Source organism: Phycisphaerales bacterium AB-hyl4 (assembly GCA_041821185.1).
Classification (GTDB): Bacteria; Planctomycetota; Phycisphaerae; order Phycisphaerales; family Phycisphaeraceae; genus Natronomicrosphaera; species Natronomicrosphaera hydrolytica.
This window is the reverse complement of the sequence record JBGUBD010000008.1, coordinates 120,169-143,609: the sequence shown is the minus strand read 5'-3', so window position 1 is coordinate 143,609 and position 23,441 is coordinate 120,169. Positions and strand designations below refer to the sequence as shown.

21 protein-coding genes are annotated in these 23,441 nt (G+C 64.5%); 13 read left to right on the top strand and 8 right to left on the bottom strand.

Features of this window, described 5'->3' with window-relative positions; translation table 11 throughout:
• Positions 1–119: 119 nt before the first annotated feature.
• A complete protein-coding gene (murC, locus tag ACERK3_13980; protein MFA9479395.1) occupies positions 120–1,562 on the bottom strand; it encodes a UDP-N-acetylmuramate--L-alanine ligase in 1,443 nt (480 codons plus the stop codon).
• Between the two features lie 197 nt (positions 1,563–1,759).
• On the opposite strand from murC, the gene ACERK3_13975 reads away from it, so the two are divergent.
• The 5 genes from ACERK3_13975 to secD all read left to right on the top strand — a co-directional run bounded on the left by ACERK3_13975 (position 1,760) and on the right by secD (position 9,209).
• Entirely contained in the window at positions 1,760–2,299 is a 540-nt protein-coding gene (locus tag ACERK3_13975; GenBank protein MFA9479394.1) for an NUDIX hydrolase, read from the top strand.
• The gene (locus tag ACERK3_13970) at positions 2,299–3,225 is read left to right on the top strand and encodes a rhomboid family intramembrane serine protease (protein ID MFA9479393.1); all 927 of its coding nucleotides are present in this window, start codon (positions 2,299–2,301) and stop codon (positions 3,223–3,225) included. Before ACERK3_13975 ends, ACERK3_13970 begins: the two co-directional genes overlap by 1 nt.
• Positions 3,226–3,351: 126 nt before the next feature.
• A complete protein-coding gene (gene tgt / locus ACERK3_13965; protein ID MFA9479392.1) occupies positions 3,352–4,650 on the top strand; it encodes a tRNA guanosine(34) transglycosylase Tgt in 1,299 nt (432 codons plus the stop codon).
• Positions 4,651–4,719: 69 nt separating this feature from the next.
• Positions 4,720–5,154 carry a preprotein translocase subunit YajC gene (gene yajC, locus ACERK3_13960; protein ID MFA9479391.1) on the top strand — a complete coding sequence of 145 codons (435 nt, stop codon included), beginning with the start codon at positions 4,720–4,722 and terminating at the stop codon, positions 5,152–5,154.
• 86 nt (positions 5,155–5,240) lie between these two features.
• On the top strand, positions 5,241–9,209 hold the full coding sequence (secD, locus tag ACERK3_13955; GenBank protein ID MFA9479390.1) for a protein translocase subunit SecD: 3,969 nt from the start codon (positions 5,241–5,243) through the stop codon (positions 9,207–9,209).
• A gap of 223 nt (positions 9,210–9,432) precedes the next feature.
• On the opposite strand, the gene ACERK3_13950 is transcribed toward secD, so the two are convergent.
• Positions 9,433–10,644 (bottom strand): M20 family metallopeptidase, encoded by a 1,212-nt coding sequence (locus tag ACERK3_13950; protein ID MFA9479389.1) that lies wholly within the window; start codon positions 10,642–10,644, stop codon positions 9,433–9,435.
• Positions 10,645–10,767: 123 nt separating this feature from the next.
• On the opposite strand from ACERK3_13950, the gene ACERK3_13945 reads away from it, so the two are divergent.
• Positions 10,768–11,433, top strand: coding sequence for a hypothetical protein (locus tag ACERK3_13945; protein MFA9479388.1), 666 nt, complete (start codon positions 10,768–10,770; stop codon positions 11,431–11,433).
• A gap of 89 nt (positions 11,434–11,522) precedes the next feature.
• Positions 11,523–12,275, top strand: coding sequence for a 6-phosphogluconolactonase (pgl, locus tag ACERK3_13940; protein MFA9479387.1), 753 nt, complete (start codon positions 11,523–11,525; stop codon positions 12,273–12,275).
• Between the two features lie 21 nt (positions 12,276–12,296).
• Here the strand turns inward: pgl and mug are convergent, their stop codons facing one another.
• Positions 12,297–12,857, bottom strand: a complete 561-nt coding sequence (gene mug, locus ACERK3_13935; protein MFA9479386.1) for a G/U mismatch-specific DNA glycosylase — start codon at positions 12,855–12,857, stop codon at positions 12,297–12,299.
• Between the two features lie 76 nt (positions 12,858–12,933).
• Here mug and ilvC point away from each other — a divergent pair, with 76 nt between their 5' ends.
• Both ilvC and ACERK3_13925 read left to right on the top strand, forming a co-directional pair.
• Entirely contained in the window at positions 12,934–13,947 is a 1,014-nt protein-coding gene (gene ilvC, locus ACERK3_13930) for a ketol-acid reductoisomerase (GenBank protein ID MFA9479385.1), read from the top strand.
• Between the two features lie 170 nt (positions 13,948–14,117).
• A complete protein-coding gene (locus ACERK3_13925; GenBank protein MFA9479384.1) occupies positions 14,118–15,470 on the top strand; it encodes a pyruvate dehydrogenase complex dihydrolipoamide acetyltransferase in 1,353 nt (450 codons plus the stop codon).
• Positions 15,471–15,565: 95 nt separating this feature from the next.
• On the opposite strand, the gene gcvP is transcribed toward ACERK3_13925, so the two are convergent.
• A complete protein-coding gene (gene gcvP, locus ACERK3_13920) occupies positions 15,566–18,541 on the bottom strand; it encodes an aminomethyl-transferring glycine dehydrogenase (protein MFA9479383.1) in 2,976 nt (991 codons plus the stop codon).
• A 107-nt stretch (positions 18,542–18,648) separates the two neighbouring features.
• Between gcvP and ACERK3_13915 the strand changes: the two genes are divergently transcribed.
• Positions 18,649–19,158 (top strand): crossover junction endodeoxyribonuclease RuvC, encoded by a 510-nt coding sequence (locus ACERK3_13915; protein MFA9479382.1) that lies wholly within the window; start codon positions 18,649–18,651, stop codon positions 19,156–19,158.
• 10 nt (positions 19,159–19,168) lie between these two features.
• On the opposite strand, the gene ACERK3_13910 is transcribed toward ACERK3_13915, so the two are convergent.
• From ACERK3_13910 to ACERK3_13895, 4 genes are all read right to left on the bottom strand, one after another.
• A complete protein-coding gene (locus tag ACERK3_13910) occupies positions 19,169–19,387 on the bottom strand; it encodes a hypothetical protein (protein ID MFA9479381.1) in 219 nt (72 codons plus the stop codon).
• A gap of 65 nt (positions 19,388–19,452) precedes the next feature.
• Complete coding sequence (gene trpD, locus ACERK3_13905; GenBank protein MFA9479380.1) at positions 19,453–20,526, bottom strand: anthranilate phosphoribosyltransferase; 1,074 nt, start codon at positions 20,524–20,526, stop codon at positions 19,453–19,455.
• Positions 20,527–20,645: 119 nt separating this feature from the next.
• Entirely contained in the window at positions 20,646–20,921 is a 276-nt protein-coding gene (locus ACERK3_13900; protein MFA9479379.1) for a hypothetical protein, read from the bottom strand.
• Positions 20,918–21,370, bottom strand: a complete 453-nt coding sequence (locus tag ACERK3_13895; protein ID MFA9479378.1) for a DUF6677 family protein — start codon at positions 21,368–21,370, stop codon at positions 20,918–20,920. The genes ACERK3_13900 and ACERK3_13895 overlap by 4 nt, the downstream gene beginning before the upstream one ends.
• A gap of 230 nt (positions 21,371–21,600) precedes the next feature.
• On the opposite strand from ACERK3_13895, the gene ACERK3_13890 reads away from it, so the two are divergent.
• From ACERK3_13890 to ACERK3_13880, 3 genes are all read left to right on the top strand, one after another.
• Positions 21,601–21,879 carry a hypothetical protein gene (locus ACERK3_13890; GenBank protein ID MFA9479377.1) on the top strand — a complete coding sequence of 93 codons (279 nt, stop codon included), beginning with the start codon at positions 21,601–21,603 and terminating at the stop codon, positions 21,877–21,879.
• A 74-nt stretch (positions 21,880–21,953) separates the two neighbouring features.
• On the top strand, positions 21,954–22,358 hold the full coding sequence (locus ACERK3_13885; protein MFA9479376.1) for a hypothetical protein: 405 nt from the start codon (positions 21,954–21,956) through the stop codon (positions 22,356–22,358).
• A gap of 230 nt (positions 22,359–22,588) precedes the next feature.
• Entirely contained in the window at positions 22,589–23,422 is an 834-nt protein-coding gene (locus ACERK3_13880; protein ID MFA9479375.1) for a hypothetical protein, read from the top strand.
• Positions 23,423–23,441 lie beyond the last annotated feature (19 nt).

The window sequence follows — 23,441 nt, the reverse complement described above, 5'->3', positions numbered from 1 at the left end:
TTGTTGAATTGTACCGTCTGTGGGAGGGGGCAGAAGGCTGTTGATTGAATATGGGGGAGCAGTGCACCTGAAGGTGCCCTGCCTTTTCAGGGGCGATTGTGTTTCAGGGTGGATTGTGTTTAAGACGGGGTGGGGGCGGCGAGGAAATCGTGGGCGACTTTCCAGACGTCGCCGGCCCCCATGGTGACGACGAGGTCGCCGGGGCGGGCGGTGATGTCGAGCTGTTCGACGATGGCGTCGAAGGGGTAGAGGTGCATGGCCTGGACGTTCTGTTTGCGCAGGCGGTCGACGAGGTCGGCGGCGGTGACGGCGTGGCGTTCCTGGTCGGAATCGCGGACGAAGTAGATGTCGGGGACGATGACGATGTCGGCCTCGGAGAAGCTGGCGGCGAACTGCTGCATAAGGAAGCGCGTTCGGCTGTGCTGGTGGGGTTGGAAGACGCAGATGAGGCGGTTGGGCTGGTAGTGCTGGCGGAGTGCGCGGAGAGTGGTGTCGACTTCGGTGGGGTGGTGGCCGTAGTCGTCGATGATGCGGACGTCGGCTTTCGAACCGATGACCTGCATGCGGCGGTCGAGGCCTTGGAAGGACTCGATGGCGGCGGTGATGGCAGGCCAGGGGGCGCCGAGGCGGTGGGCGGTGATGGCGGCGGCGGCGGCGTTGTAGGCCATGTGCTCGCCGGGGAGGGGGTTGTGCCAGTCGGCGATGATTTTGTCTTTGTGGTGGAGGCGGACGTTGCCGGCCTTGATGCCGACGCGCCAGTCGGCCTGGTACGCGAAGCCGAGCGTTTCGATCTTGCAGTCGAGGCCGGCGGTGATGGTGAGGCGTTCGCTCATCTCGTGATTGATCAGCAGCGAACCGCCATCGGAGGCTGATGGGACTTTGCGGGCGAAGACGGCGAAGGCTTCGACGATCTCGTCCAGCGAGCTGTACATGTCCAGGTGGTCGGCCTCGACGTTGAGGATGACGGCGTGGCGGGGGTTGAAGTTGTGAAACGAGCGGTCGTACTCGCAGGCCTCGGCGATGAGCACGCCGTCGTCGCCGGCCTTGCCCGTGCGTGCGCCGCCGCCGAGTTGGGCGCAGTTGGCTCCGACGATGAAGGAGGGGTCGAGGTCGGCCTGGAGGAGGATGTAGCTGAGGATGCTGGTGGTCGTGCTCTTGCCATGCGTGCCGGCGATGGCGACGCCGCAGCGTTGGCGCATCAGCTCGCCGAGCATTTTCGCATACTTGAGCATGGGAATGTTGCGGCGGCGGGCCTCGGCCAGCTCGGGGTGCTCGGGCTTGATGGCGGCGGAGGCGACGATGAGCTCGCAGTCGGCGGGCAGGGTGTCGGCGGTCTGCTGAAGGGCGACGTCGATGCCGTCGGCGAGCAGGGCGTTGGTGATGTCGCTGGCGGCGAGGTCGGAGCCGGTGCAGACCGCGCCGTGTTGCTTGGCCATGCGAGCGAGGCCGGACATGCCGCAGCCGCCGATGCCGACGAAGTGCACGCGTCGGCCGGTGAGATCGGCGGTGAGGTGGTCGACGGTGGAGCCGTTGTCTTTCGGGGCGCTGGGGGCGGTCATCATGGCGATTGTATCGGCAGGTTGGGGGGTGGGGGATTGCTAATTGCTGATTGTTGATCGCTGATTGGGGGCTCCTCGCCGATTCTGGCAGCGATTAGCAATCAGCAATTCCGACTGATCTGCCCAACTAGAAACTCGAAACCAGGAACCAGAAACTACTCCCTGCCCCGCGGGGAGAGATGGCCGATAGAATACCGGCCATGCCGAAACCGACTTGGCCCAGCGAGCAGCGTGTTTTTGAAGGTGTCCGCTTTGACGTGATGGCAGTGGGGTATCCTCGCCGGGGCGGGGGTGAGCAGCGGCGGGAGGTGGTCGTGCCCGCTGACGCGGTGGTGGTGCTGCCGGTGCTGGACGATGATCGCGTCGTGCTGATCCGCAACGAGCGGTTCGCGGTGGGCGAGACGTTATGGGAGTTGCCTGCGGGCACAGTGGAGGAAGGCGAAGACCCGGACGCCTGTGCCGGGCGGGAGCTGACGGAGGAAACGGGCTACACAGCGGAGCGGATCGTTCGCTTGACGCGGTTTTACAGCTCGCCGGGCTTCTGCACGGAGCAGATGACGTTGTATCTTGCCCAGGGCCTTGCGTTTGAGGGGCAGAATCTGGACGAAACCGAGCGTATCGTGGTTGAGCCGGTGTCGTGGGACGAAGCGATGGCGATGACGGCCGACGGGCGGATCTGCGACGCGAAGACGATTGCCGGGCTGCTTTTTTATGCCCAATTTGTGCGAGGACGCGGCTGATGGGTTGGCAGGAGCGTGAATACGGGCAGGACCCGATGAGTCGCCTTGGCTCGGCCGGCGGTGTCGCGCGGTTCGGGCAGGTGGGGATCATCTACCCAAGGTGGGGGTCGATCAGCCTGTGGATCATTTTGATCAACGCGGCCTTGCTGTTGATCGACGGCTTCGTCACGCGCATCGCAGGCGGGCCGACGCCGAGCGGGCTGAATACGCTGGCACATTTTTTTTCGTTCTCGGTGGTGACGACGTTTCAGCAGTTCCGCCTCTATGAGTTGATCACCTTCCAGTTTCAGCACTACGGCCTTGGCCACTTCTTCGGCAACATGATCTTCATGTTTTTCTTCGGCCCGATGGTCGAAAGCTACTTCGGCTCGCGGCGGTTCCTCGCCTACTACCTGCTCGCGGGCGTCGGCGGCGTGCTGGGCTATCTCGTCCTCTGGGGCTTGCAGATCACCGACATCAGCGCTGCGACCACGCTCGTGGGCGCGTCGGGCGGGGTGTTCGGCGTCATGGTCGCGGCGCTGTTCGTCGCCCCGAACGCGCGTGTGCTGCTGTTTTTCCTGATCCCCGTGCCGCTGAAGGCGATGGTGTTTCTGGCGCTGTTTATCGCGGTGTTCGTGCTGGTCGCCGGCGGGCCGAACCCCGGCGGTGAGGCGGCGCACCTCGGCGGAGCGCTGGCGGGGCTGGTGATGTTCCGCATCAAGGGCAGCCTGGATTGGGCGGATCGGCTGGGCGGCTCGCGCGAAGGCCCGACCCTGGCGGAACGTTGGGCGCAGAAGCGCGAGGCGAAGCGTCGGCAGCAGCAGTTGGATGAAGAGGCGGAGGTGGATCGCATTCTGGAGAAGGTGAAGCAGCAGGGGTTGCAGAGCCTGACGGGTGCGGAGAAGAAAACGCTCAGCAGAGCGACGCAACGCAAGCGTGGGGGGTAGGGGGAGTTTCGAGTTTCAAGTTCCGAGTTTCGAGTTAACGCTCGAAGCGTTACCCGCCTGGTGAACCGGGCCGGGCGAGGGCTTTAAATTCGAAACTCGGAACTTGAAACCCGAAACTGATTAAAAATGCCGATTCAGTTCGCTATTGATCATCGAGATACGACGACGCGTGCCCGCGTGGGGCGGGTGTCGACGCCTCATGGAACGTTTGACACGCCGGCGTTTATGCCGGTGGGCACGCAGGCGGCGATCAAGGGGTTGCTGCCGTGGCAGGTCGAGGGGATCGGGGCCCAGATCATGCTGGCGAACACGTACCACCTGCTGCTTCGGCCGGGGCCGGAGCTGGTCGAGCAGATGGGCGGGTTGCAGCAGTGGATGAACTGGCGTCGGCCGGTGCTGACCGACTCCGGCGGGTTTCAGGTGTTCAGCCTGGCGGACATCAACAAGATCGGCGAAGACGGCGTGACCTTCCGCAGCCATCTCAACGGCCAACTCATCGAGCTGACGCCCGAACGGTCGATGCAGGTGCAGCACGGGCTCGGCGCGGACATCATCATGGCGTTCGACGACTGCCCGCCGGCGGTGCAGCAGCCCGGCGAAGTGCTCACGAACGACCCGCTCGCGGCGAGGCGGCACGCGGTCGCCCCGGCGGATTACCTCGACCGTGTGAAACTGGCCAACGAGCGGACGCTGCGATGGCTCGACCGCTGCGTGCAGACCCACAAAGCCAGCGGCTGCGACGCCCGGCAGGGCTTGTTCGGCATCGTGCAGGGCGGTATCGACCTCGATCAGCGGACGTGGTGTGCCGAGCGCGTCACCCAGTTCGACCTGCCCGGCTACGCGATCGGCGGCGTCGCGGTCGGCGAAGGCTCCGCCCTCATCCGCGAGGTGGTCGAGCACACCGCACCGCTGCTGCCCGAGCATAAGCCACGCTATCTCATGGGCGTCGGCTATGAGCGGGACATCATCGCCGCGGTCCGCGCCGGCGTCGACATGTTCGACTGCGTCCTGCCCACCCGCAACGGCCGAAACGCCAACGCCTTCACCCGCGCCGGCCAGGTCCGCCTGCGCAACGCCAAATTCAAGGACGACCCCCGCCCGCTCGAAGAAGGCTGCGACTGCCCGGCGTGCGCCGGATCGTTTCGAGTTTCGAGTTCCGAGTTTCGAGTTGGGGAAGGGGCGACTGACGGCCGCGGTGCCTCGCCTTTAACTCGAAACTCGAAACCAGAAACTCGAAACCACTTCAGCCGAAGCTACCTCCGTCACCTGTTCCAGGCGGGCGAGATGCTCGGGCCCATCCTTGTAAGCCTGCACAACCTGAGGCACTTCCAGCGCCTCATGCTGGACATACGGCAGGCGATCCGGCAGAATGACTGGTCTTTGATTGCCCGGGCGTGGCCGCATGCGCTAGAATCTCGGCCCTGAATGCCGCACCGCCCGGCCTGTCGATACGTATAAAGACCTTTAACCCCAGACCCCAACATCGCGATCACCATGAACTACCAGCTATTTGTCACGCTTACGCTCGCTCAAAACGACGATCCGGCCCCGTTTACGCCTGAAATGCAGAACCAGGGCGCCCAGACCGGCGAGGGCCAACCCGGCACCGCCCAGGACCCCAACGGCGGCCAACCCACCGGCGGCACGGGCGGCGGCAGCTTCGACCCGATGTTCTTCTTCCTCATGATCGGCCTGTTGGTCGTCATGATGATCTTCTTCAGCTCCAGCCAGCGACGCGAGAAAAAGCGACGCAAGACCATGCTCGAAGCGCTGAAAAAGGGCGACCGCATCCAGAGCGTCGGCGGGATTATCGGCTCGGTAGTCGATATTCGTGAAGACGAGATCGTCGTCAAGGTCGATGAAAACACCAACACTCGCCTTCGCTTCGCTCGTAACGCTGTGCAGAACGTGCTGAACAAGGACGAGTGAGCTCTCACTGAACACGCGCGCATCAGAACGCGCGGCAAGGTTTAAACCTCGCCGCCTGTGTCCCACCCCCCGCATCGGGAACCAACATGACGGTTACTGACATTCTCTTGCTGTTGTACTTCGCTGGCCTGATCGCGAGCATGCTCTTCTGCCTCGCTCGTGGCTATTTCACCTGGAAGCCGGCGTTGATCCTGTTCGTGCTCTCGCTGTGCACGCTGGGCATGTGGTGGCCGGGCCACTATGGGCCTGACACGCGCCTGCGGCCGGGCATCGACCTCGCAGGGGGCACGACGCTGGTCTACGACGTTCGCGTGCCGGAGGAGGAAGACGCCTCCCGCGTGATCGACGAGCTGATCGAAGTGCTCCGCCACCGTGTCGACCCCGGCGGCGTGCGGAACCTGATCTGGCGACAGGCGGCGGGCAATCGTATTGAGATTCAGATGGCGGCCGCGCCGCGCGAGGTGTCGGAATTGCGGCAGACGTTCCAGGCCGAGCAGCAGGAGTTGCTGGCCGAGAACCTGACCCGCCAGCAGCTCGACGCAGCGCTGCGCGCCGAGGGCGACGACCGCTCCGCCCGCTTTGATGAACTGGCGCGTGGCAATCAAACGCTGCGCGATCGGCTGGACAGGCTCGCCGAGGCCAACGACGCACTCGTTCAAGTGACCGAGCCTTACCAGCAAGCCCAGCAGCGTTACCGCGAGGCGGAGCGTGAGCTTGCGGGCATGTCGGATGATGCCGACGGTCGCGAGGACGCCGAGGCCGGGCTGCGCGAGCTGCGAAGCGAGTTGCAGCAGACCACGCGTGATTACCTCCAGGCCCGCCGCAGCTTCGAGCAGGCCCGCGAACGCGTGATGGCGACCAACGTTGATCCCAACGAGCTTCAGCGGGCGCTGGAGTCGTCCACCGATCCACGCAGCGACCGGGAGATGTATCGCGAGTTGGCGCAGGATCTTCAGCCGCAGGGCATTGACCGTCAGCGGTTCGATCGCCTGCTCAACGCCAGCGAGTCGGGACAGCAGGATCTGCTGAACGAGATGGCGGGCAACAACGCCGAACTGCGTCAGATGCTGGAAGAGGCGATCGCGGTGCGCGGCATGAGCCAGCGTGATCGTTTGATCCGCCAGTTGAAGTTGAGGCATCCGGATCGTGAGGCGCAGATCGCGCGTGTCGACGAGGTTGGCCGATCGTATGACCAGGTGCGTGGTCCGCTGGACGACCCGAACGACCTCAAGGCGCTGTTGCGTGGTGCGGGTGTGCTGGAGTTCCGCATTGGTGCGACGCGGAACCTTGTGTCTTCGAGTGACGCGGATCGTTACCGCCAGCAGTTGCAGGAGGCGGGCCCGCGTGCCGGTGCGTCCGAGCCGTGGCGGTGGTTTGCGGTGGATGAGATCAGCCGATTCGCCGAGACGCGCGCCGACCAGGATCGGCTGGCGGAAGACCCGGCGGCGTTCTTCGCGTCGTACGGCAACGGACTGATAGGCGATCGCTACGGCGATCAGTATTACATCCTGTTGGCAAACACACGCGACCGGGCGATCACACGCAATCAGCCGGGTTGGGAGCTGACCGGTGCGCGGATGACCAGCGACCAGCAGGGTCGGCCGGCGGTGGGCTTCAACCTCAACGCGGTGGGCGGCGACCTGATGGGCCGACTCACCGCGGCTCACGTCAACGAGCCGATGGCGATTCTGCTGGACAACAACGTGATCTCCGCGCCCAACCTGATGGGCCAGATCCGCGATCGCGGCCAGATCACCGGCAGCTTCTCCGAGGCCGAGGTCAACTACCTGCTTCGCACGCTCCGCGCCGGCTCGACCGCCGCTGAGTTGAGCGAAGAGCCGATCAGTGAAAACACGACCGGCCCGCAACTCGGACAGGACAACCTCGACGCCGGCGTGCGGGCGGCGATCATTTCGCTGATCGTGGTCGGCGCGTTCATCCTCGTCTACTACCTGTTCGCCGGCTTTGTGGCGAACGTGGCGCTGGCGGCGAACATGCTCATCATCCTGGGCATCATGGCGCTGTTGCAGGCGACGTTCACCTTGCCGGGCATCGCGGGCATCGTGCTGACGATCGGTATGGCGGTCGATGCGAACGTGCTGATTTTCGAGCGTATTCGTGAAGAGCTTGACCGCAAGGCCGACCTCGCCACCGCGGTGCGCCTCGGCTATGAGAAGGCGCTGTCGACGATTCTCGACGCGAACATCACGACGCTGATCACCTGTATCGTGCTCGGCTACACAGCCACCGCCGAGGTGAAGGGCTTCGCCGTGACGCTGGGTGTCGGCATCGTCGCGACGCTGTTTACCGCGTTGTTCCTGACGCGCGTGATCCTCGAAGCGTACCTGAAGTTCGGCAAGATGAAGACGATGCACCAGCTGCCGACGCTGGTCCCCGTGATCGGCCGAGTGCTGACGCCGAACGTGGACTGGATCGGCAAGCGGTTCGCCTTCTTCGCGATCAGCGGCGTGGTGATCGTCGGCGGGCTGACGCTGGTCGCCTCGCGCGGCGCAGACCTGCTCGACATCGAGTTTCGGGCCGGTACGCAGGTAAGCTTCGACCTGGCTGAAGACGAACAACTGCCGATCACCGAAGCACGCGATCGGCTGGCGCTCTATGGCTCGGTCGGCGCGGCCATGCAGGACGCTGCCGAGCGTGGCGAAACGCTCGACCCCGCAACGCTGGAAAGTGATGCGGAGCGCGAAGCCTACCGCAACCTGCAGCGCATCAAAGAAACTGCCGAGCAACGGCGCACTGATGCGATGGAGCGCGGCGACGTCGTTGAAGGCCCCGTCAACTACGCGCTGCTGTCACAGGCGAGTGTCATCACGATCGGCGAAACGCAGCGGACCGACCAGGGCACGCTGGCGGGCGGCTTCAGTATCGCGACGCTGGTGACTGACGCGCGCGTTGTGAGCGATATTGTCACCTCCGCGTTCGGCGATGTGCTCGATCCGGGCCTGACCCGGTCGATCAACTTCGCCAGCCAGAACGTGGACGATATCAACGCGGCCCCGGCGTACCCGGTGACCAGCCGTGACCTTGGCGAGAACATCGACCGCCCCGACCTGACCGCGCACGACGTGCAGGACTTCGTCGGCGGCGTGGCGATCGTGTTGCAGGACCTCGACCCGACGCCGACGGTCGGCGAGATCGAGCGGCGCATCAACCGCATGCGTATGGACCCGATGTTCGAAGGGCTCGGCTATCGCGTGTTCGATGTGGTCGGCATCGACTCGGTGGGCACGGACGACGGTGGCAATGAGCTGTTCAGCTCGGCGGTCATCATCGCCCGCGATGCGGACACGAGCTATGTCGACACGCCGGACGCGTTCGGCGACCAGGGCGGCCTGGCTGCGACGGAATGGCAACTCGCCCGCGAAGCGATGCAACGCGGTACGAGCCTGGCCAGTGTGAACAACTTCTCCAGCCAGGTGTCGGCAACCATGCAGCAGCAGGCGATCGTCGCGATCGTGCTGGCGCTGCTGGCGGTGGTGGCGTATATCTGGTTCCGCTTCGGCAGCATCCGCTACGGCATCGCGGCGATCATCGCCCTGGTGCACGACGTGTGTATCGCGCTGGGCATCCTCGCGCTGACCGGCTATTTCCATGGCGATGTCAACACGCTCGCGGCGTGGCTGCTGATCGATCCGTTCAAGATCGACCTGGCCATCGTCGCGGCGATGCTCACGATTGTGGGTTATTCGCTGAACGACACGATCGTCGTGTTCGACCGTATTCGTGAGAACCGCGGTCGGCTGGCGCGCGAGACGCCGGGCATCATCAACGAGTCGATCAACCAGACGATCAGCCGAACGGTCATCACCTCCGGCACGACGCTGCTGGCGGTGGGTGTGCTTTACGTCTTCGGCGGCGCGGGTGTGCACGGCTTCGCGTTCATGGTGCTGATCGGTGTGGCGATCGGTACCTACAGCTCGATCGCCATCGCTGCCCCGGTGTTGCTGCTGTGGCCTGGCAAGGAAACGAAGCCCGCTTCGAAGCGCGTCGAAGGCGACCGCCGATCGGCTGGCGAGCCGGCACCGACGGCGAGCTGATTTGCAGAACAAGTAAGTGGCTCTGAATCTTCAGCCACAGATGAACGCGGATAAACACGGATCAGAGATTTTTCTCTATCTGTGAGCGTCTGCGTTTATCTGTGGCTTTTTTTTCGCGCGGTGGTTGTATGGATTTTCGTCAGTCTCGGGGGGGCACCCCCGGATGCCATCCGTGGGCTTTGGTGGTTGACTGGTGATTTTGAGATTGACGGGGGAATAGGTGTTATGCGTCGCAGGCCATGAGGCCCTGGTAGAGCGTGACGCCTTTGTGGAGTTGGTCGAGTTCGATCCACTCGCTTGCCTGGTGCGCGACGGCGACGTTGCCGGGGCCGAGCACGATGGCGGGCAGGTTGGCTTGTGAAATGAAGCCGGCGTGCGTGCCGAAAGGCGCGCCGAGGTGGAAGGTGGGCAGGCCCATTTGCTTGAGCACGGCTTTACTCATAGCGAGCAGATCGCCGTTGTGCGTGTCGGGGAGCGGGGGGTGATAGACCAGCGGCGAGGTGGTGAACGGCGGGTCGGGGAGGTTGTCGAGGTAGTTCGTGTCGCCGGGGAGGGTGACGCTGTTGGCGATCTGGAGGAAGGTGTCGACGATGTCGGCGTGGTTTTCGCCGGGCAGGAGTCGGCGGTCGATTTCGACTTCGCAGGCGTCGGGGATGATGTTGGTCGCGGAGCCGCCGCGGATGACGTTGATCGAGCAGGCGGCCCGGCCGGTGAGCAGGTGTTCGTTTTCGGGATTGTTGGTGAGGGGGTTGATGTAGTTTTGTTCGATGGCGTCGACGGCGCGGACCATCATGGTGATGGCGCTTCGACCTTCGTGCGGGACGGAGGAGTGGGCGGCCTTGCCGTGGGCGAGGAGTTTGAAGCGGAGCGTGCCGTTGTGAGCGGGGACGGGGTGCAGTTCGGTGGGTTCGCCGACGATGACGCCGCGGGGGGTGAAGCCGAGGCGTGGCAGATGGTGGTCGAGGAAGTGCTGGATGCCGGTCATGCCGACCTCTTCGTCGACGCTGAACAGCAGGGCGACGTTGTGTGGCTGGTCGGTTGATTGAGCGTACTGGCGTAGTGCCCAGAGCGCTGCGGCGCCGGTGCCTTTGGTATCGCAAGCGCCTCGGCCGAAGAGCTTGCCGTCGCGGATCTCGCCGCTGAACGGGTCGATGGTCATGCCTGCGACGCTGACGGTGTCCATGTGATTGTCGAACAGCAGCCAGGGGCGATCGTCATCTGCGATGTAGGTGATGAGCAGGTTGTCGGCCTGGTTGGCGTGGGGCATGGGCAAGCGGCGGGTGGTGAGGCCCCACTGTCGAGCGAGCCATTCGAGGTACTTGACCAACGGCTGCTCGGGCTGGGGGCGATGGCTGGCGGCGGCGTTGACCGTGTCGTGCTGGACCATCGTCTGGAGCAGTTGCTCGACGTTTTCGGGCAGGTGCGGTGTGGACATGGGGGCAATGGTACCGGATGGGCATGGGGTGTTGGGAGGGGGGGTGTTGTGGTTTGGGGGCGTGGGTGGGGGCGGGAGTGCAGCTTAAGCTGCACTGCCTGAGGGTGTGATAGGATCGGGGCTGTGTCGAACGTGACTGTGTTGCATGATGAGGCGATTGTTGAGCTGGCCCGGTCGCTTGTGGAGCGGGGGCGGGCGGCGGCGGCGCGGCGGGTGATCGTGGGGATCGCGGGCGTGCCGGGGTCGGGCAAGAGCACGCTGGCGGCTCGGCTGAGGGCGGCGGTGGAGGCCGAGGCGGCGGGGCTGGCGGTGGTGGTGGCGATGGATGGTTTTCATATGACGAACGCGGCGTTGCGGTCGGCGGGGTTGGCATCGCGGAAGGGCTCCCCGGAGACGTTCGAGGCGGCGCGGTACGTGGCGTTGCTGCGACGGTGTCGGGATTGCGAGCATGTCGAGCGCGTGCCGATATACGATCGCGCGGTGCACGAGCCGAGGCTGAGCGATGAGCCGGGTTGTGCGGTGACGCGGGCGACGCGAGTGATCATCACGGAGGGCAATTACGTGTTGCTCGATCGGGAGCCATGGTCCGAACTGGCGGACGTGCTGGATGAGGGGTGGTTGCTGGACGTGCCGGCTGCGTGGGCGCGGGCGTGGTTGTTGGAGCGGCATATGCGGACGGGAAGGTCGCGTGCGGAGGCGGAGCGCAAGTGTGAAGGCGATGCGTTGAATGCGGGGCTGGTGCGGTCGGGGTCGCGGGCAGCGGATCGGGTGTTGTGCTGGCCGACGTGAGGGGCTGCTGATTTGGCGTGGAAATGTGAGATGTGTAGGCTCTGGCATTGATCGCGGCGACTAGACTTAGGCAAGCAGGAGGCCGACAGATGGCGGAACCGAAACTGACTGGTGCGGTGCACGTCACCGAAGACGTGGAGACGCTTTATGATGATCTGGGCAAGGCGCTGATGGGCGCGGCGCAGCGGGCGGTGGATGAGCGGGGGGTGTTTCATCTTGCGTTGTCGGGCGGATCGACGCCGGAGCGGTTTTACATGCACCTGGTGATGGAGCCGCCTTACCGGACGATCCCGTGGGATAAGACGCACATCTGGATTGTGGACGAGCGGTGTGTGCCGTTTGATGATGACAAGAGCAACTGGAAGATGATCCAGGAAACGCTGGCGGACCACGTGCCGATGCGTCGGCGGAACAAGCATCCGATGCCGGTGATGGACGCGGAGCCGGCGAAGGCGTACGAGCACGAGCTTTGCGAGGTGTTCGCGTGCAAGCCTGAGAACCCGCGGCTGGACTTCGTGCTGCTGGGGATGGGGGACGACTGTCACACAGCGAGTCTGTTTCCCCACTCGTCCGCGCTGCGAGTGAATGACTGCATGATCTGTGCGAATGAGGGCAAGCATGTCGTGCCGCCGCCGCGGGTGACGATGACGTACGCGCTGCTGAACGCGGCGCGCGAGCTGGCGGTGATGGTGACGGGCGAGAAGAAGGCGGACGCGATCAAGCGGATTGAAGCGGCGTGCGAGCAGGGCGGCGGCGACCCGCGCGAGATGCCCATCGTGGGGATCGATCCGATCGATGGCGAACTGACGTGGTACATGGATAAGGCGGCGGCGGGGGGGTGAATTTGTAATTGCTGATTTTCTTCAGTGGGTGTTTTGGCGGGGTGGGCTGGGGGTGGCTTGCCACATTTCTTTGAAGAGGGCGGCGAGGTCGTTGAGTTGATAGTGAGCGTTGAGGCCTGATGGGTTGGGGAGCACCCAGACGGGGGTGTGGGCGATGGTGTGGTCGGGCTGGGGGCCGAGGGTGGCCTTGGGGCGGTTGAAGGCCTGGCGGTAGGCGGTGACGCCGAGCACAGCGAAGAGGGCGGGGCGGTGCTTGCGGAGCTTGGCGGTGAGGGCCTGGGCGCCGCGGCGAAGCTCGTCGGGGGTGAGTTCGTCGGCCCGGGCGGTGGCGCGGGGGGCGAGGTTGGTGAGGCCGACGTGGTGGGTGAGCAACTCGAACTGCTCGGCGGGGTGGAACTGGCGGGGGGTGATGCCGGCGAGGTGGAGTGTGGGCCAGAAGCGGTTGCCCGGGCGAGCGAAGTGGCAGCCGACGGCGGCGGAGTAGAGGCCGGGGTTGATCCCGCACAGGAGCACGCGCAGGCCGGGGGCGATGACGTCGGGGAGGCGTTTGTTTCGGGCGGCTTGGAGGTCGGGGGTGGGCATGGTGCGTTACCGTCGGCTGGACAGTTGCGGCCGGGTTCACTACATTCGCCGGTCTTTCCACTTGGGAGAATCCAGCATGGCAATTGAGACACTTTATGACAAGGACGGTTCGCTGAATGCCCTTCAGGGCAAGACGGTGGCCGTGATCGGTTATGGTAGCCAGGGTCATGCCCACGCGCAGAACCTGCGTGACTCGGGCGTGAACGTCATCGTCGCGAACCGCAAGGAGTCTGCCAACGGCAAGCTGGCGATCGAGCATGGGTTTGATCCCAAGCCGGTCGCGGACGCGGTGAAGCAGGCGGACGTGTTGATTTTGACGCTGCCTGACGAGGTTCAGCCGGACCTGTACAAGAAGGACATCGAGCCGAACCTGACGCCGGGCATGGTGCTTGGGTTTACGCACGGGTTTAACATTCACTTCAAGACGATCACGCCGCCGCAGGATGTGGACGTGATCATGGTCGCTCCGAAGGGGCCTGGCCATACGGTTCGCACGGAGTTTGAGCGTGGCGGCGGTGTGCCGTGTCTGCTGGCGGTGCACCAGGACGCGTCGGGCAAGGCTGCGGACATCGCGATGGCGTGGGCCATCGGCGTCGGCGGCGGTCGCTCGGGCATCCTCAAGACCACGTTCAAGGACGAGTGTGAGACCGACCTGTTCGGCGAGCAGGCGGTGTTGTGCGGCGGGCTGAGCGAGCTGATCAAGAAGGGCTTCGAGACGCTGACGGAGGCGGGCTATCCGCCGGAGCTGGCGTATTTCGAGGTGGCTCACGAGTTGAAGCTGATCATTGACCTGATCGTTCGCGGCGGGTTGAACTACATGCGTTATTCGATCTCGAACACGGCCGAGTTCGGCGACTATCACACCGGGCCGAAGATCGTGACGGACGATACGAAGAAGGCGATGCAGCAGGTGCTCAAGGATATTCAGGATGGCAAGTTCGCCAACCGGTTCCGCGAGGACTACCAGGATGGGTTCAAGTGGTTCAAGGATCAGCGTGAGACGGACCACAACCACCCGGTGGAGAAGGTTGGCAAGGAGCTGCGGGCGATGATGCCGTGGATCAAGCCGGTGGATGTGGACAAGCTGTGAGGATGTTCGCAGACAACAGATGAAATCTTAAAGCCCACGGATGGCGATCCGTGGGCTTTATTTAAAATGGCGTGCTGTCGTCTGGTCCTGGGCCGGTGGCCCCATGTTTCGCGATGAATCGTTATCATCTAGCCACTCGACTTCTCGCAAGGATTTAACAGGAGTTCGCCATGGCGATTACCGTCACGATGCCCCGGCTTTCGGACACGATGGAAGAGGGCACGCTGGTCAAATGGCATGTGGGTGTGGGCGACGACGTGTCGGCCGGCGACCACGTGGCCGACGTGGAAACCGACAAAGCCACGATGGAACTGCAAGCCTTCGACGACGGCAAGGTCGCTCGGCTTGCGGTGGATGAGGGCGGTACGGTTCCCGTGGGCGACCTGATCCTCGTGCTCGCCGAGTCGGGCGAGTCGGTGGACGACGCAGCGAAGGCGGACGCCGGCTCCGGGGGTGCTTCGGGGGGTGACGAGAAGATGAAGGCCGACGAGAGCCGCGACAAGAAGGAAGGCGAGCAGACGCAGGAGTCCGCGGCGTCGGGGCAGGCGGCGGTCGCTGAGGACGCGGACGTGCGGCGGACGCAGAAGCAGGCCGGGGCCAGCGGCGGCCGGGTTCGCGTCAGCCCGCTGGCTCGAAAGATCGCCGAGGAGAAGGATCTCGACCTGACGCAGATCAAGGGTTCCGGGCCCGACGGCCGCATCATCAAACGCGACGTGCTCAAGGCGGCCGACGGCAAGGACGACGCGGCAGCGCCTTCAGCCGGCGGCGAATCGAAAAAGACCGCAGCGCCCGCGCCGGCGCCCGCGGTCGGGGGTGCGGACCTCGAAGCCCGCAGCGTCTCACTTTCCGGGATGCGGAAGACCATCGCCAAACGGCTGGTCGAGTCGAAGACGACGATCCCGCATTTCACGGTCACCGTGTCGGTGAACATGGACCCGTTGATGGAACTGCGCAAGACGCTGAACGCGCAGCTGGAAAGCCAGGGCGTGAAGCTGTCGGTTAACGACTTCATCACCCGCGCCGCGGCGCTGGCGTGCGTGCAGCATCCGATGGTGAATGCGTCGTGGAATGGTGACACGATCGAGATCGCCGGCACGGTCAACGTCGGCATCGCGGTGGCGCTGCCCGAAGAGCGCGGCGGCGGACTGGTCGTGCCCGTGCTTCGCGATGTGCAGAACCAGGGCTTGCGATCGATCAGCGAGCAGACGCGGAAGCTGGCGAAGAAGGCCCGCGAGACCGGCCTGAGTGCCGACGAGATGGGTGGCGGTACGTTCACGATTTCCAACCTCGGCATGTATGGCGTGGATCACTTCGAAGCGATCATCAACCCGCCGCAGTCGGCCATCCTCGCGGTGGGCGGCGCGATCAAGAAGCCGGTGGTGCGTGATGACCAGATCGTCATCGGCCACGAGATGACCGCGACGCTCAGTGCTGACCATCGCGTGATCGACGGCGCGATTGCGGCCGAGTACCTCAACACGCTCAAGCAGATGATCGAAAACCCGGCGGGCCTGCTGGTGTGACCGACGGTTGCCGATGGTTCGATGAAGTATGACAGAAGCCCACGGCGTCACGCCGTGGGCTTCTTGCTTTGGGTGGTCATGTCGATGGCTGCGATTCACAAATCGCAGTACTCGCTCATCGGCGGGCAGGCGCAGACGAGGTTGCGGTCGCCCCAGGCCTGGTCGATGCGCGATACGGGCGGCCAGTACTTCCACTCGCGCACCCAGTTCAGCGGGTAGGCCGCGAGTTGCCTGCTATACACGTGCGGCCACTCGTCAGCGGTGAGCACCTCGGCCGGGTGGGGGGCGTGTTTGAGCACGTTGTCTTCACGGTCGGCTTCGCCGGTCTCGATTGCACGGATCTCGGCGCGGATGGCGATCAGGGCGTCGCAGAAACGGTCGAGCTCGTCGCGCGATTCGCTCTCGGTCGGCTCGCACATCAGCGTGCCGGCGACGGGCCAACTCATCGTCGGCGAATGGAAACCGAAGTCGATCAGCCGTTTGGCGATGTCTTCCACCGTGATGCCCACCGACTTCTGGAACGGTCGGCAGTCCATGATGAACTCGTGGGCCACGCGGCCGTTGGGCCCGGTGTAGAGGATGTCGTAGTGGCCTTCGAGTCGCTTGGCCATGTAGTTGGCGTTGAGGATCGCCACCTCGGTCGCTTGCCGAAGGCCGGTCTCGCCCATCATGGCGATGTACATCCACGGGATGGGGAGGATCATCGGGCTGCCGTAGGGGGCGGCGGCGATGACGATTTCGGATTTCGGATTTCGGATTTCGGATGTGTCGGAGCCGGCATCAGCCAAATCCGAAATTCCAAATTCCAAATTCGAAATGGGTAGATAGTCACGCAGATGTTCCGCAGCACAAATCGGCCCCATGCCCGGCCCGCCGCCGCCGTGGGGGATGCAGAACGTCTTGTGCAGGTTCAGGTGCACCACGTCCGCGCCGCACTCGGCCGGGCGGGTGAGGCCAACCTGAGCGTTCATGTTCGCACCGTCGAGATATACCTGTCCGCCGTGCTCGTGCACGATGGCGCACACTTCGCGGATGGTGGTTTCGAACACGCCATGCGTGGACGGGTAGGTGACCATCAGCGCGGCGAGGTGGTCGGCGTGTTGCTCGGCCTTCGCGCGGAGGTCGGCGAGGTCGATGTTGCCGGCGTCGTCGCAGCCGACGGGCACGACCTTCATGCCCGCGATGACGGCGCTGGCCGGGTTCGTGCCGTGAGCACTGGTGGGGATGAGGCAGACGTTGCGATCGGGGTTGCCGTTGGCATGGTGATAGCCGCGGATGGCCATGAGGCCGGCGTACTCGCCCTGCGAGCCGGCGTTGGGTTGCAGCGACACGGCCGGCAGGCCGGTGATCTCCGCCAGCCAGCGTTCAAGGTCGGCGAACAACTCGGCATAACCCTGCGTCTGATCGCTTGGGGCGTAGGGATGCAGCGAGGCGAACTCCGGCCAGGTGACGGGCATCATCTCGGCCGCGGCGTTGAGCTTCATCGTGCAAGAGCCCAGCGGAATCATCGACCGGCAAAGCGAAACGTCACGCTCCTGCAACCGCGTGATGTAACGCATCAGGTCGGTCTCGCTGCGGTAGCGATGGAAGATCTCGTGCGTGAGGAAGGGGGAATTTCGGATTTCGAATTTCGGATTTCGATTCGTGTCAACGTTCAGCCGTGCTGCGGCGGGCTTGCCTTTATCGCTGAATGCGGCAATGACCGCTGTCAGGTCGTCGGTTGTGGTTGTTTCGTCGCAGGCAATGCAGACCACGCCGTCGCGCAGCTTGCGGACGTTGACGCCTTGATCGACGGCGGCGGTGAGCACCGCGTCGGCGTCGGCGACGTTGACGGTGATCGTGTCGAAGTACGCATGGTCGACGACATCATGCCCGGCGTCGCGCAACGCCTCGGCGAGCGCGGCGGCGTACGCGTGCGTACGGCGGGCGATGCGCGTCAGGCCCTGCGGCCCGTGCCAGACGGCGTACATGCCGGCGATGATGGCCAAGAGCACCTGCGCGGTGCAGATGTTGCTGGTGGCCTTGTCGCGTTTGATGTGCTGCTCGCGGGTCTGGATGGCGAGGCGGAAGGCGGCCTTGCCGTTGGCGTCTTTGGAGACGCCGACCAGTCGGCCGGGCATCTTGCGGACGTAGGTTTCTTTGACCGACATGAACGCGGCATGCGGCCCGCCGAAGCCCATCGGCACGCCGAAGCGTTGCGAGCTGCCCACGGCGATGTCGGCCCCGGCTTTGCCGAACTCGCCCGGCGGCCGAAGCAGCGTCAGCGCGAGCAGGTCGGTGGCGACGACGACCAAGGCTTTGTCGGCGTGTGCGGCGTCGGTGATGGCGTCGTAGTTTTCGACGCGGCCGTCGGTGGTGGGATATTGCACGAGCACGCCGGAGGCGTTGGCGAAGTCGGGCAGCGTGTCGGCCTGGGGGTCGAAGGTTTGCAGGTCCACGCCCAGCGAGGTGGCGCGGGTGTGCACGACGGCGAGGGTCTGCGGATGGCAGTCTTTTGCGATGTAGAAGGTGGGGCGTTTGCCGCGATGCTGGCCGTGACACATGGCGACGGCTTCGGCGGCGGCGGTGGCTTCGTCGAGCAGCGACGCATTGGCGACCGGCAGGCCGGTGAGGTCGCTGACCATGGTCTGGTAGTTGAGCAGCGCTTCGAGCCGACCCTGGCTGATCTCGGGCTGGTAGGGGGTGTAGGGGGTGTACCAGAGCGGGTTTTCAAGCACGTTCCGCTGGATGACCGGCGGGGTGTGCGTGTCGTAATAGCCCTGCCCGATCATCGAACGCAGCACACGATTCTTCTCGGCGAGCTTGCGCAGCTTCGCGAGCGCGGCGTGCTCGTCGAGGGCGGGATCAAGGTTCAGCGGCTGCTTGAGGCGGATGTCACCCGGCACGGTGACGCCCGCGAGCTCTTCGAGCGAGCTGAGGCCGAGCGTCGCCAGCATTTCGGTGATATCGTGCCAGCGGGGGCCGACGTGTCGGCTGGCAAACACTGATGAGTCAGATGTTTGCGCGGCGTCTTCGTATTCAGCCACCGCCCGGGGGGCCGGCGCGTCGGGGAGGGAGGTCGGTCGGGTCATATCTGTTTCAGCCTTTGATCCGGGTGAACGGATGGAGTGTTCTCGCTCTCAGTTTATGCTCCAATCGCTGCGGGGGCAATCCTCGGTTTGTCGCTATCCTTTCAGGCATGCCTGATGCGACGCGAATTCTCGGGATTGACCCCGGCCTGCAACTCACCGGCTACGGCGTTGTCGTGCTCGATGAGGGGCCCGGCCTGGCCGAACCGCGGCTGGTCGAGGGAGGGGTGATTCGGCTGAAACCCAAGACCAGCGTCGAGCACCGCCTCGTTGAGCTGCATCGCGAGCTGCTGGAGCTGATCGACGAGCATCAGCCCAACGTGCTCGCGATCGAAAAACTATATGCCCACTACAAGCATCCGCGGACCGCGATCGTCATGGCGCACGCACGCGGTGTGATTTTACTGGCGGCGAAGCTGCGCGCGGTGGAGATCGCACACCTGCCATCGACGGAGGTGAAGAAGGCGGTCACCGGCCACGGCCACGCGTCGAAGCAGCAGGTCCAGCGAGCGGTGCAGAGCCAGTACCGGCTTGCCGAGCCGCCGACGCCGTTCGACGTGGCGGACGCGATTGCGATCGCGACCTGCCACGCCCGGCGAATGGCAGTCGAGCGGTTGTGAAGCCTGCATCTCATGCTACCGATGGGTTGCACCTTCTGTGCAGTCGGCGGATGACGACGATGTTGAAGATCGGCGGAAACAGGACCACCGGGACAGCGACAACAGCATGCACAAGCAAGCCGACGTCGACCCCATCTTCCTGGAAGGCCAACACCAGATAGATCAGGGGGAAGACATAGAAAGCCATGATTGCCCAGATGATATTGGCGATGTAAGCGAGTGTGACCATGGTCCGCCTCCACTGAAAATGGATGAGCGCCCGCTACTGAAGTGGGCCGGCCGAAGACGCGGCGTTCAGCCGACTGGCGTGGGGTCGGCGGTGGTGATTTCGACCAGCCGATCCAGGGCCTGCTTCGCAGCGCCGGAATCGATCGACTCGCGGGCCAACTCCAGGCCTTCGGGCAGGTCCTCTGCCAACTCGGCGACGACCAGCGCTGCCGCGGCGTTGAGCATGACGATATCGCGCGGCGGGCCGACTTCGCCTTCGAGCAGCTCGCGGATCACTGCAGCACTCCGCTCGGGGCTGTCGACCTTGAGGGCCTTGGGGTGCGAGTAGCTCAGGCCCAGGTCGTCGGGGTCGATTTCGTAGGTCTTGACCTTGCCGTCGCGGACTTCGCTGATCTGGCTGGGGCCGCAGGTGGACAGTTCGTCGAGGCCGTCGACGTGTTTGCCGTCGTCGTCGGGGATCTGGCCGTGCACGACCATGGCATGATCGGCGCCGAGACGAGCGAGGACGTTGGCGATGGGCTTGGTCATCTGCGTGGCGAAGACGCCGATGACCTGGCGGGTCGCGCCGGCGGGGTTGGTGAGGGGGCCGAGCACGTTGAAGAGTGTGCGGAAGCCCAGTTCGGCGCGGATGGGCGCGGCGTGCTTCATGGCCGGGTGGTGCGAAGGTGCGAAGCAGAAGCACAGGCCAGCCTCTTCGAGGCATCGCGAGAGGGTATCGGGGGTGACTTGCAACTTGACGCCGAGGGTGTCGAGCACCTGGCTTGAGCCGGAGTTTGAGGTGACGGAGCGGTTGCCATGCTTGGCGACGGCAATGCCCTGCGGCTTGCCCGCGCCGGCGGCGACGAGCGCTGCGGCGGTGGAGATATTGAACGTGCCCGCATGGTCGCCGCCCGTGCCGCAGGTGTCGATCACGCGCAGGCCCGCGGGGACGGTGACGCATTTGACCTTGTCGCGCATGACGGTGGCGGCGCCGACGATTTCGTCGATGGTCGCGCCGCGATGTTCGATCATGGCTAGCAACGCCCCGGTCTGCGCGGGCGTGGCCTGGCCGGTCATGATCAACTCGAAGGCTTCGACGGCCTGTTCGGTGGAAAGGGTGTTGCCGGTGACCAGGTGGGCGAGCAGGTGTTTCATGGGCATGGTCGGAAATTTCGGATTTCGGATTTCGGATTTCGGATTCAGGGACTGGGAAGTTTACCCGCGTGTTGCGCGGTGTTGAAATCCGAAATTCGAAATTCCGAAATTCGAAATCGCTTCCATCAGGCCACCTCGACGACAACCCAGATGATCGCCGCGGCGAGGAGCATGAAGACGATGATCTGGGCACTGAGGACGGCGGCCTGGCGGGGGAGGGTGGCCATGTCGTTGAGCTTGATGGTCTTGTAGACGATCGCGACGCCGACGGACAGCGGCAGCAGCAGGATCATCCAGACATTGTCGATCGGCAGCGGATCGAGCAGCGGCCGCCAGGCGAGCAGGGCGGGCGTGAGGCTGTGCAGCAGGGCGGTGAGGGCGGTGAGCGAGCAGAGGGTCATGCCGAGCCCCCTTCGCGTGCGTCGCCGTCGTGGGTGGGGTTGGCGTCGGCGTGACGGGGGTCGTGGGGATCGCGGTAGAGCACGTCGATGATCGCCAGCAGGTTCAGCAGGCCGGCCATGGCGGTGAACAGGACGCCCTGCTCGTTGGCCCGGCCGAAGCTGGGGCTGTACGTGGGCGGGCTGTAGTGGCTGGTGAGCAGGTCGACGACGAGGCTGGGTGCGATGAGCATCTGGCCGAGGAACCATGCCGGGTGCATGGCGCGGTCGATGACGCTGACGCCGCCGACCAGCAGGCCGACGATCCAGAGGCTGATGATGGTGACCGCCAGGACGAGCGCGCGGTCGCGTTGGCCGAGCAGGAGGTGGCCCAAGCCGGGGAAGACCCATGCGGCGACGGCGGCGGTAAAATTCCAGCGGTCGGCGAGTTGGTCGGTGCGGTTGTCGGGCAAGCGAACGTTCCTGGTGGCGTCGGCGTATGAGGACGGTAGGATGCTGGGGCCGACGACAGGGGCATCGTCGGCCGTAAGGGTCGGCGGGCCATTGACAAAACCACGCCGGCCGATAGTGTAACCGCCAGTTTGAGCCGGGCCAATGTATGGGCGGCGTTTCGCCGACGTCGGCGGGCGGGCCCGGCAGGATGTAATTGATCACCCAGGACAATTGAAGAAGGTGGTGGATCATGGTCGAGCAGATGTTGATGGGCAGGTTGACGCCTCCGCAACAGACCGGTGCGCAGGCATTCGCATGGTGGGACGAGGCGCGCTCTGCGCGGCCGCCGCTGCACCTGATCGACGATGAAGACGAAGATGATGTGGAGGAGGACGATTTTTTTGACGATGATGAGGATGACGACTTCGACGACGAGGACGAAGACTTCCTCGACGACGAGGACGAAGAACTCTTCGATGACGACGATGACGAAGAACTCATCGAAGACGACGAAGACGAAGATGTGTAACGGCTGGGCGGCGTGTGCGGCGTGTGACGCCGGTTCGGCTGTTGCCTGACCCCGGCCGAACCCAGGAGTCCGCCATGTCAGATGCTCAGCCCCCGTCCGAGAATCCCACCCCTGCCGAGGGCGGTACGTACCGCGGACCGGATCGGCGTCGGTCGGTCATCGATACGCGCAGCGCCGCCTACACGGGCCTGGAGCGGCGACGCGGCCCCGGCCGACGGCGTAACGATTTCGTCAAAGAGGCCGACGAGGGTGAGATGAGCCCGGAGCAGTTCCTGTTCCTCAAGGCCATCGATGCGTACAAGCGCGTCAACAATCGGCCTTACCCCACCTGGACCGAAGTGCTCGAGGTCATTCGCAAGCTCGGCTACCGCAAGACGCTGCCGATGGAGCTGAACCTCACCGCCGCCGAGGACTGGACCGAAGCCGCGGATGCGCCCGCCTTCGTCAAGCCGACCAGCCAGGCGGACGACGCGGCCTGAGTGGGTGGGGTTGCTGATCGCTGATTTCTGATCGCTGATCGCTGATTTCTGATTGGTGGTTGGGGCGATGGGGGGGCCTGCGGTTTCGCTGCGCGCTATCCGTGGGCTTATGGGTCGCTGACTTTTTTGCTAAGCATCTCTTGATTTTGCTATCACTGATTAACCGTCGCTTGCGGTGAGCCGATCAACATCGGTGGGAGATGATCGGTCTCGATCCAGGAGTTCAAGCGATGGCAGAAAGATGGATAAGCGTCGCGGAAGCGGCCAAAGCGTTGGGCATTAGTGCGACGACCGTCCGCCGACGGGCGCAGCGCGAGCAACTTGATAGCCGAATTGGTGACGAAGGTCGGCTGGAGATCCGCCTCGCGGAGCCCGGCCGTGCAAATGAGCCGACGGCTGCCGAGGCGGATTCGCCCGACGCGCCGACGGCCCACACGGCGGAGCCCGTGGCGGCAGCGGCTGACCAGGAGAACCATGCGGATGACAGCATCGACGTTGACGCTGATGAGGAGGTGTCAGACGTCGACGCGGAGGTTGCGCAAGTCGCCGGGCCGAACCCCGGCAAGTTTGGCAACTACTCGCCGCTGCCCCATAACGATGTGGGGATCACCCCCGGCCAGGCGACCGGCCGACCGACTGCCCGCCTGACGCCAAGCGAATTGCTAGGCCAGGCCGACGATCCCGCCGACAGCGGTCCCGAAGCTGAACTGCGCCGCTATCAGCGACTGGCCGGGGCGAGCATGATCCTCGCTCAGCGTCAGGCCGACGAAGCCCACGAGCAGGTCACGCTCATCCGAGCCGAGTCGCACGCCTGGCGTCGCTGGTGTCAGGGTGCGTGGGCCGGTGTGGCGGTGGTCGTGCTGCTGGCGATGTTTGTCGTCGGCATCGTGGGGCATCGCGCTTCCAGTGCCCAGGCCGCGCTGAATGTTCAGGAGCAGGCGCTGGACACCGCCCGCGAAGCTGCGGTCCGCAACGCTCGCGACCGCGACGACCTTGAGCAACTTGTCCGTCAGCTTCAACGTCAGATCAATGGCAACTCGGACCGTAACGCTTCCGCACGCTGATCGGTCTTCGCTGAGCGAG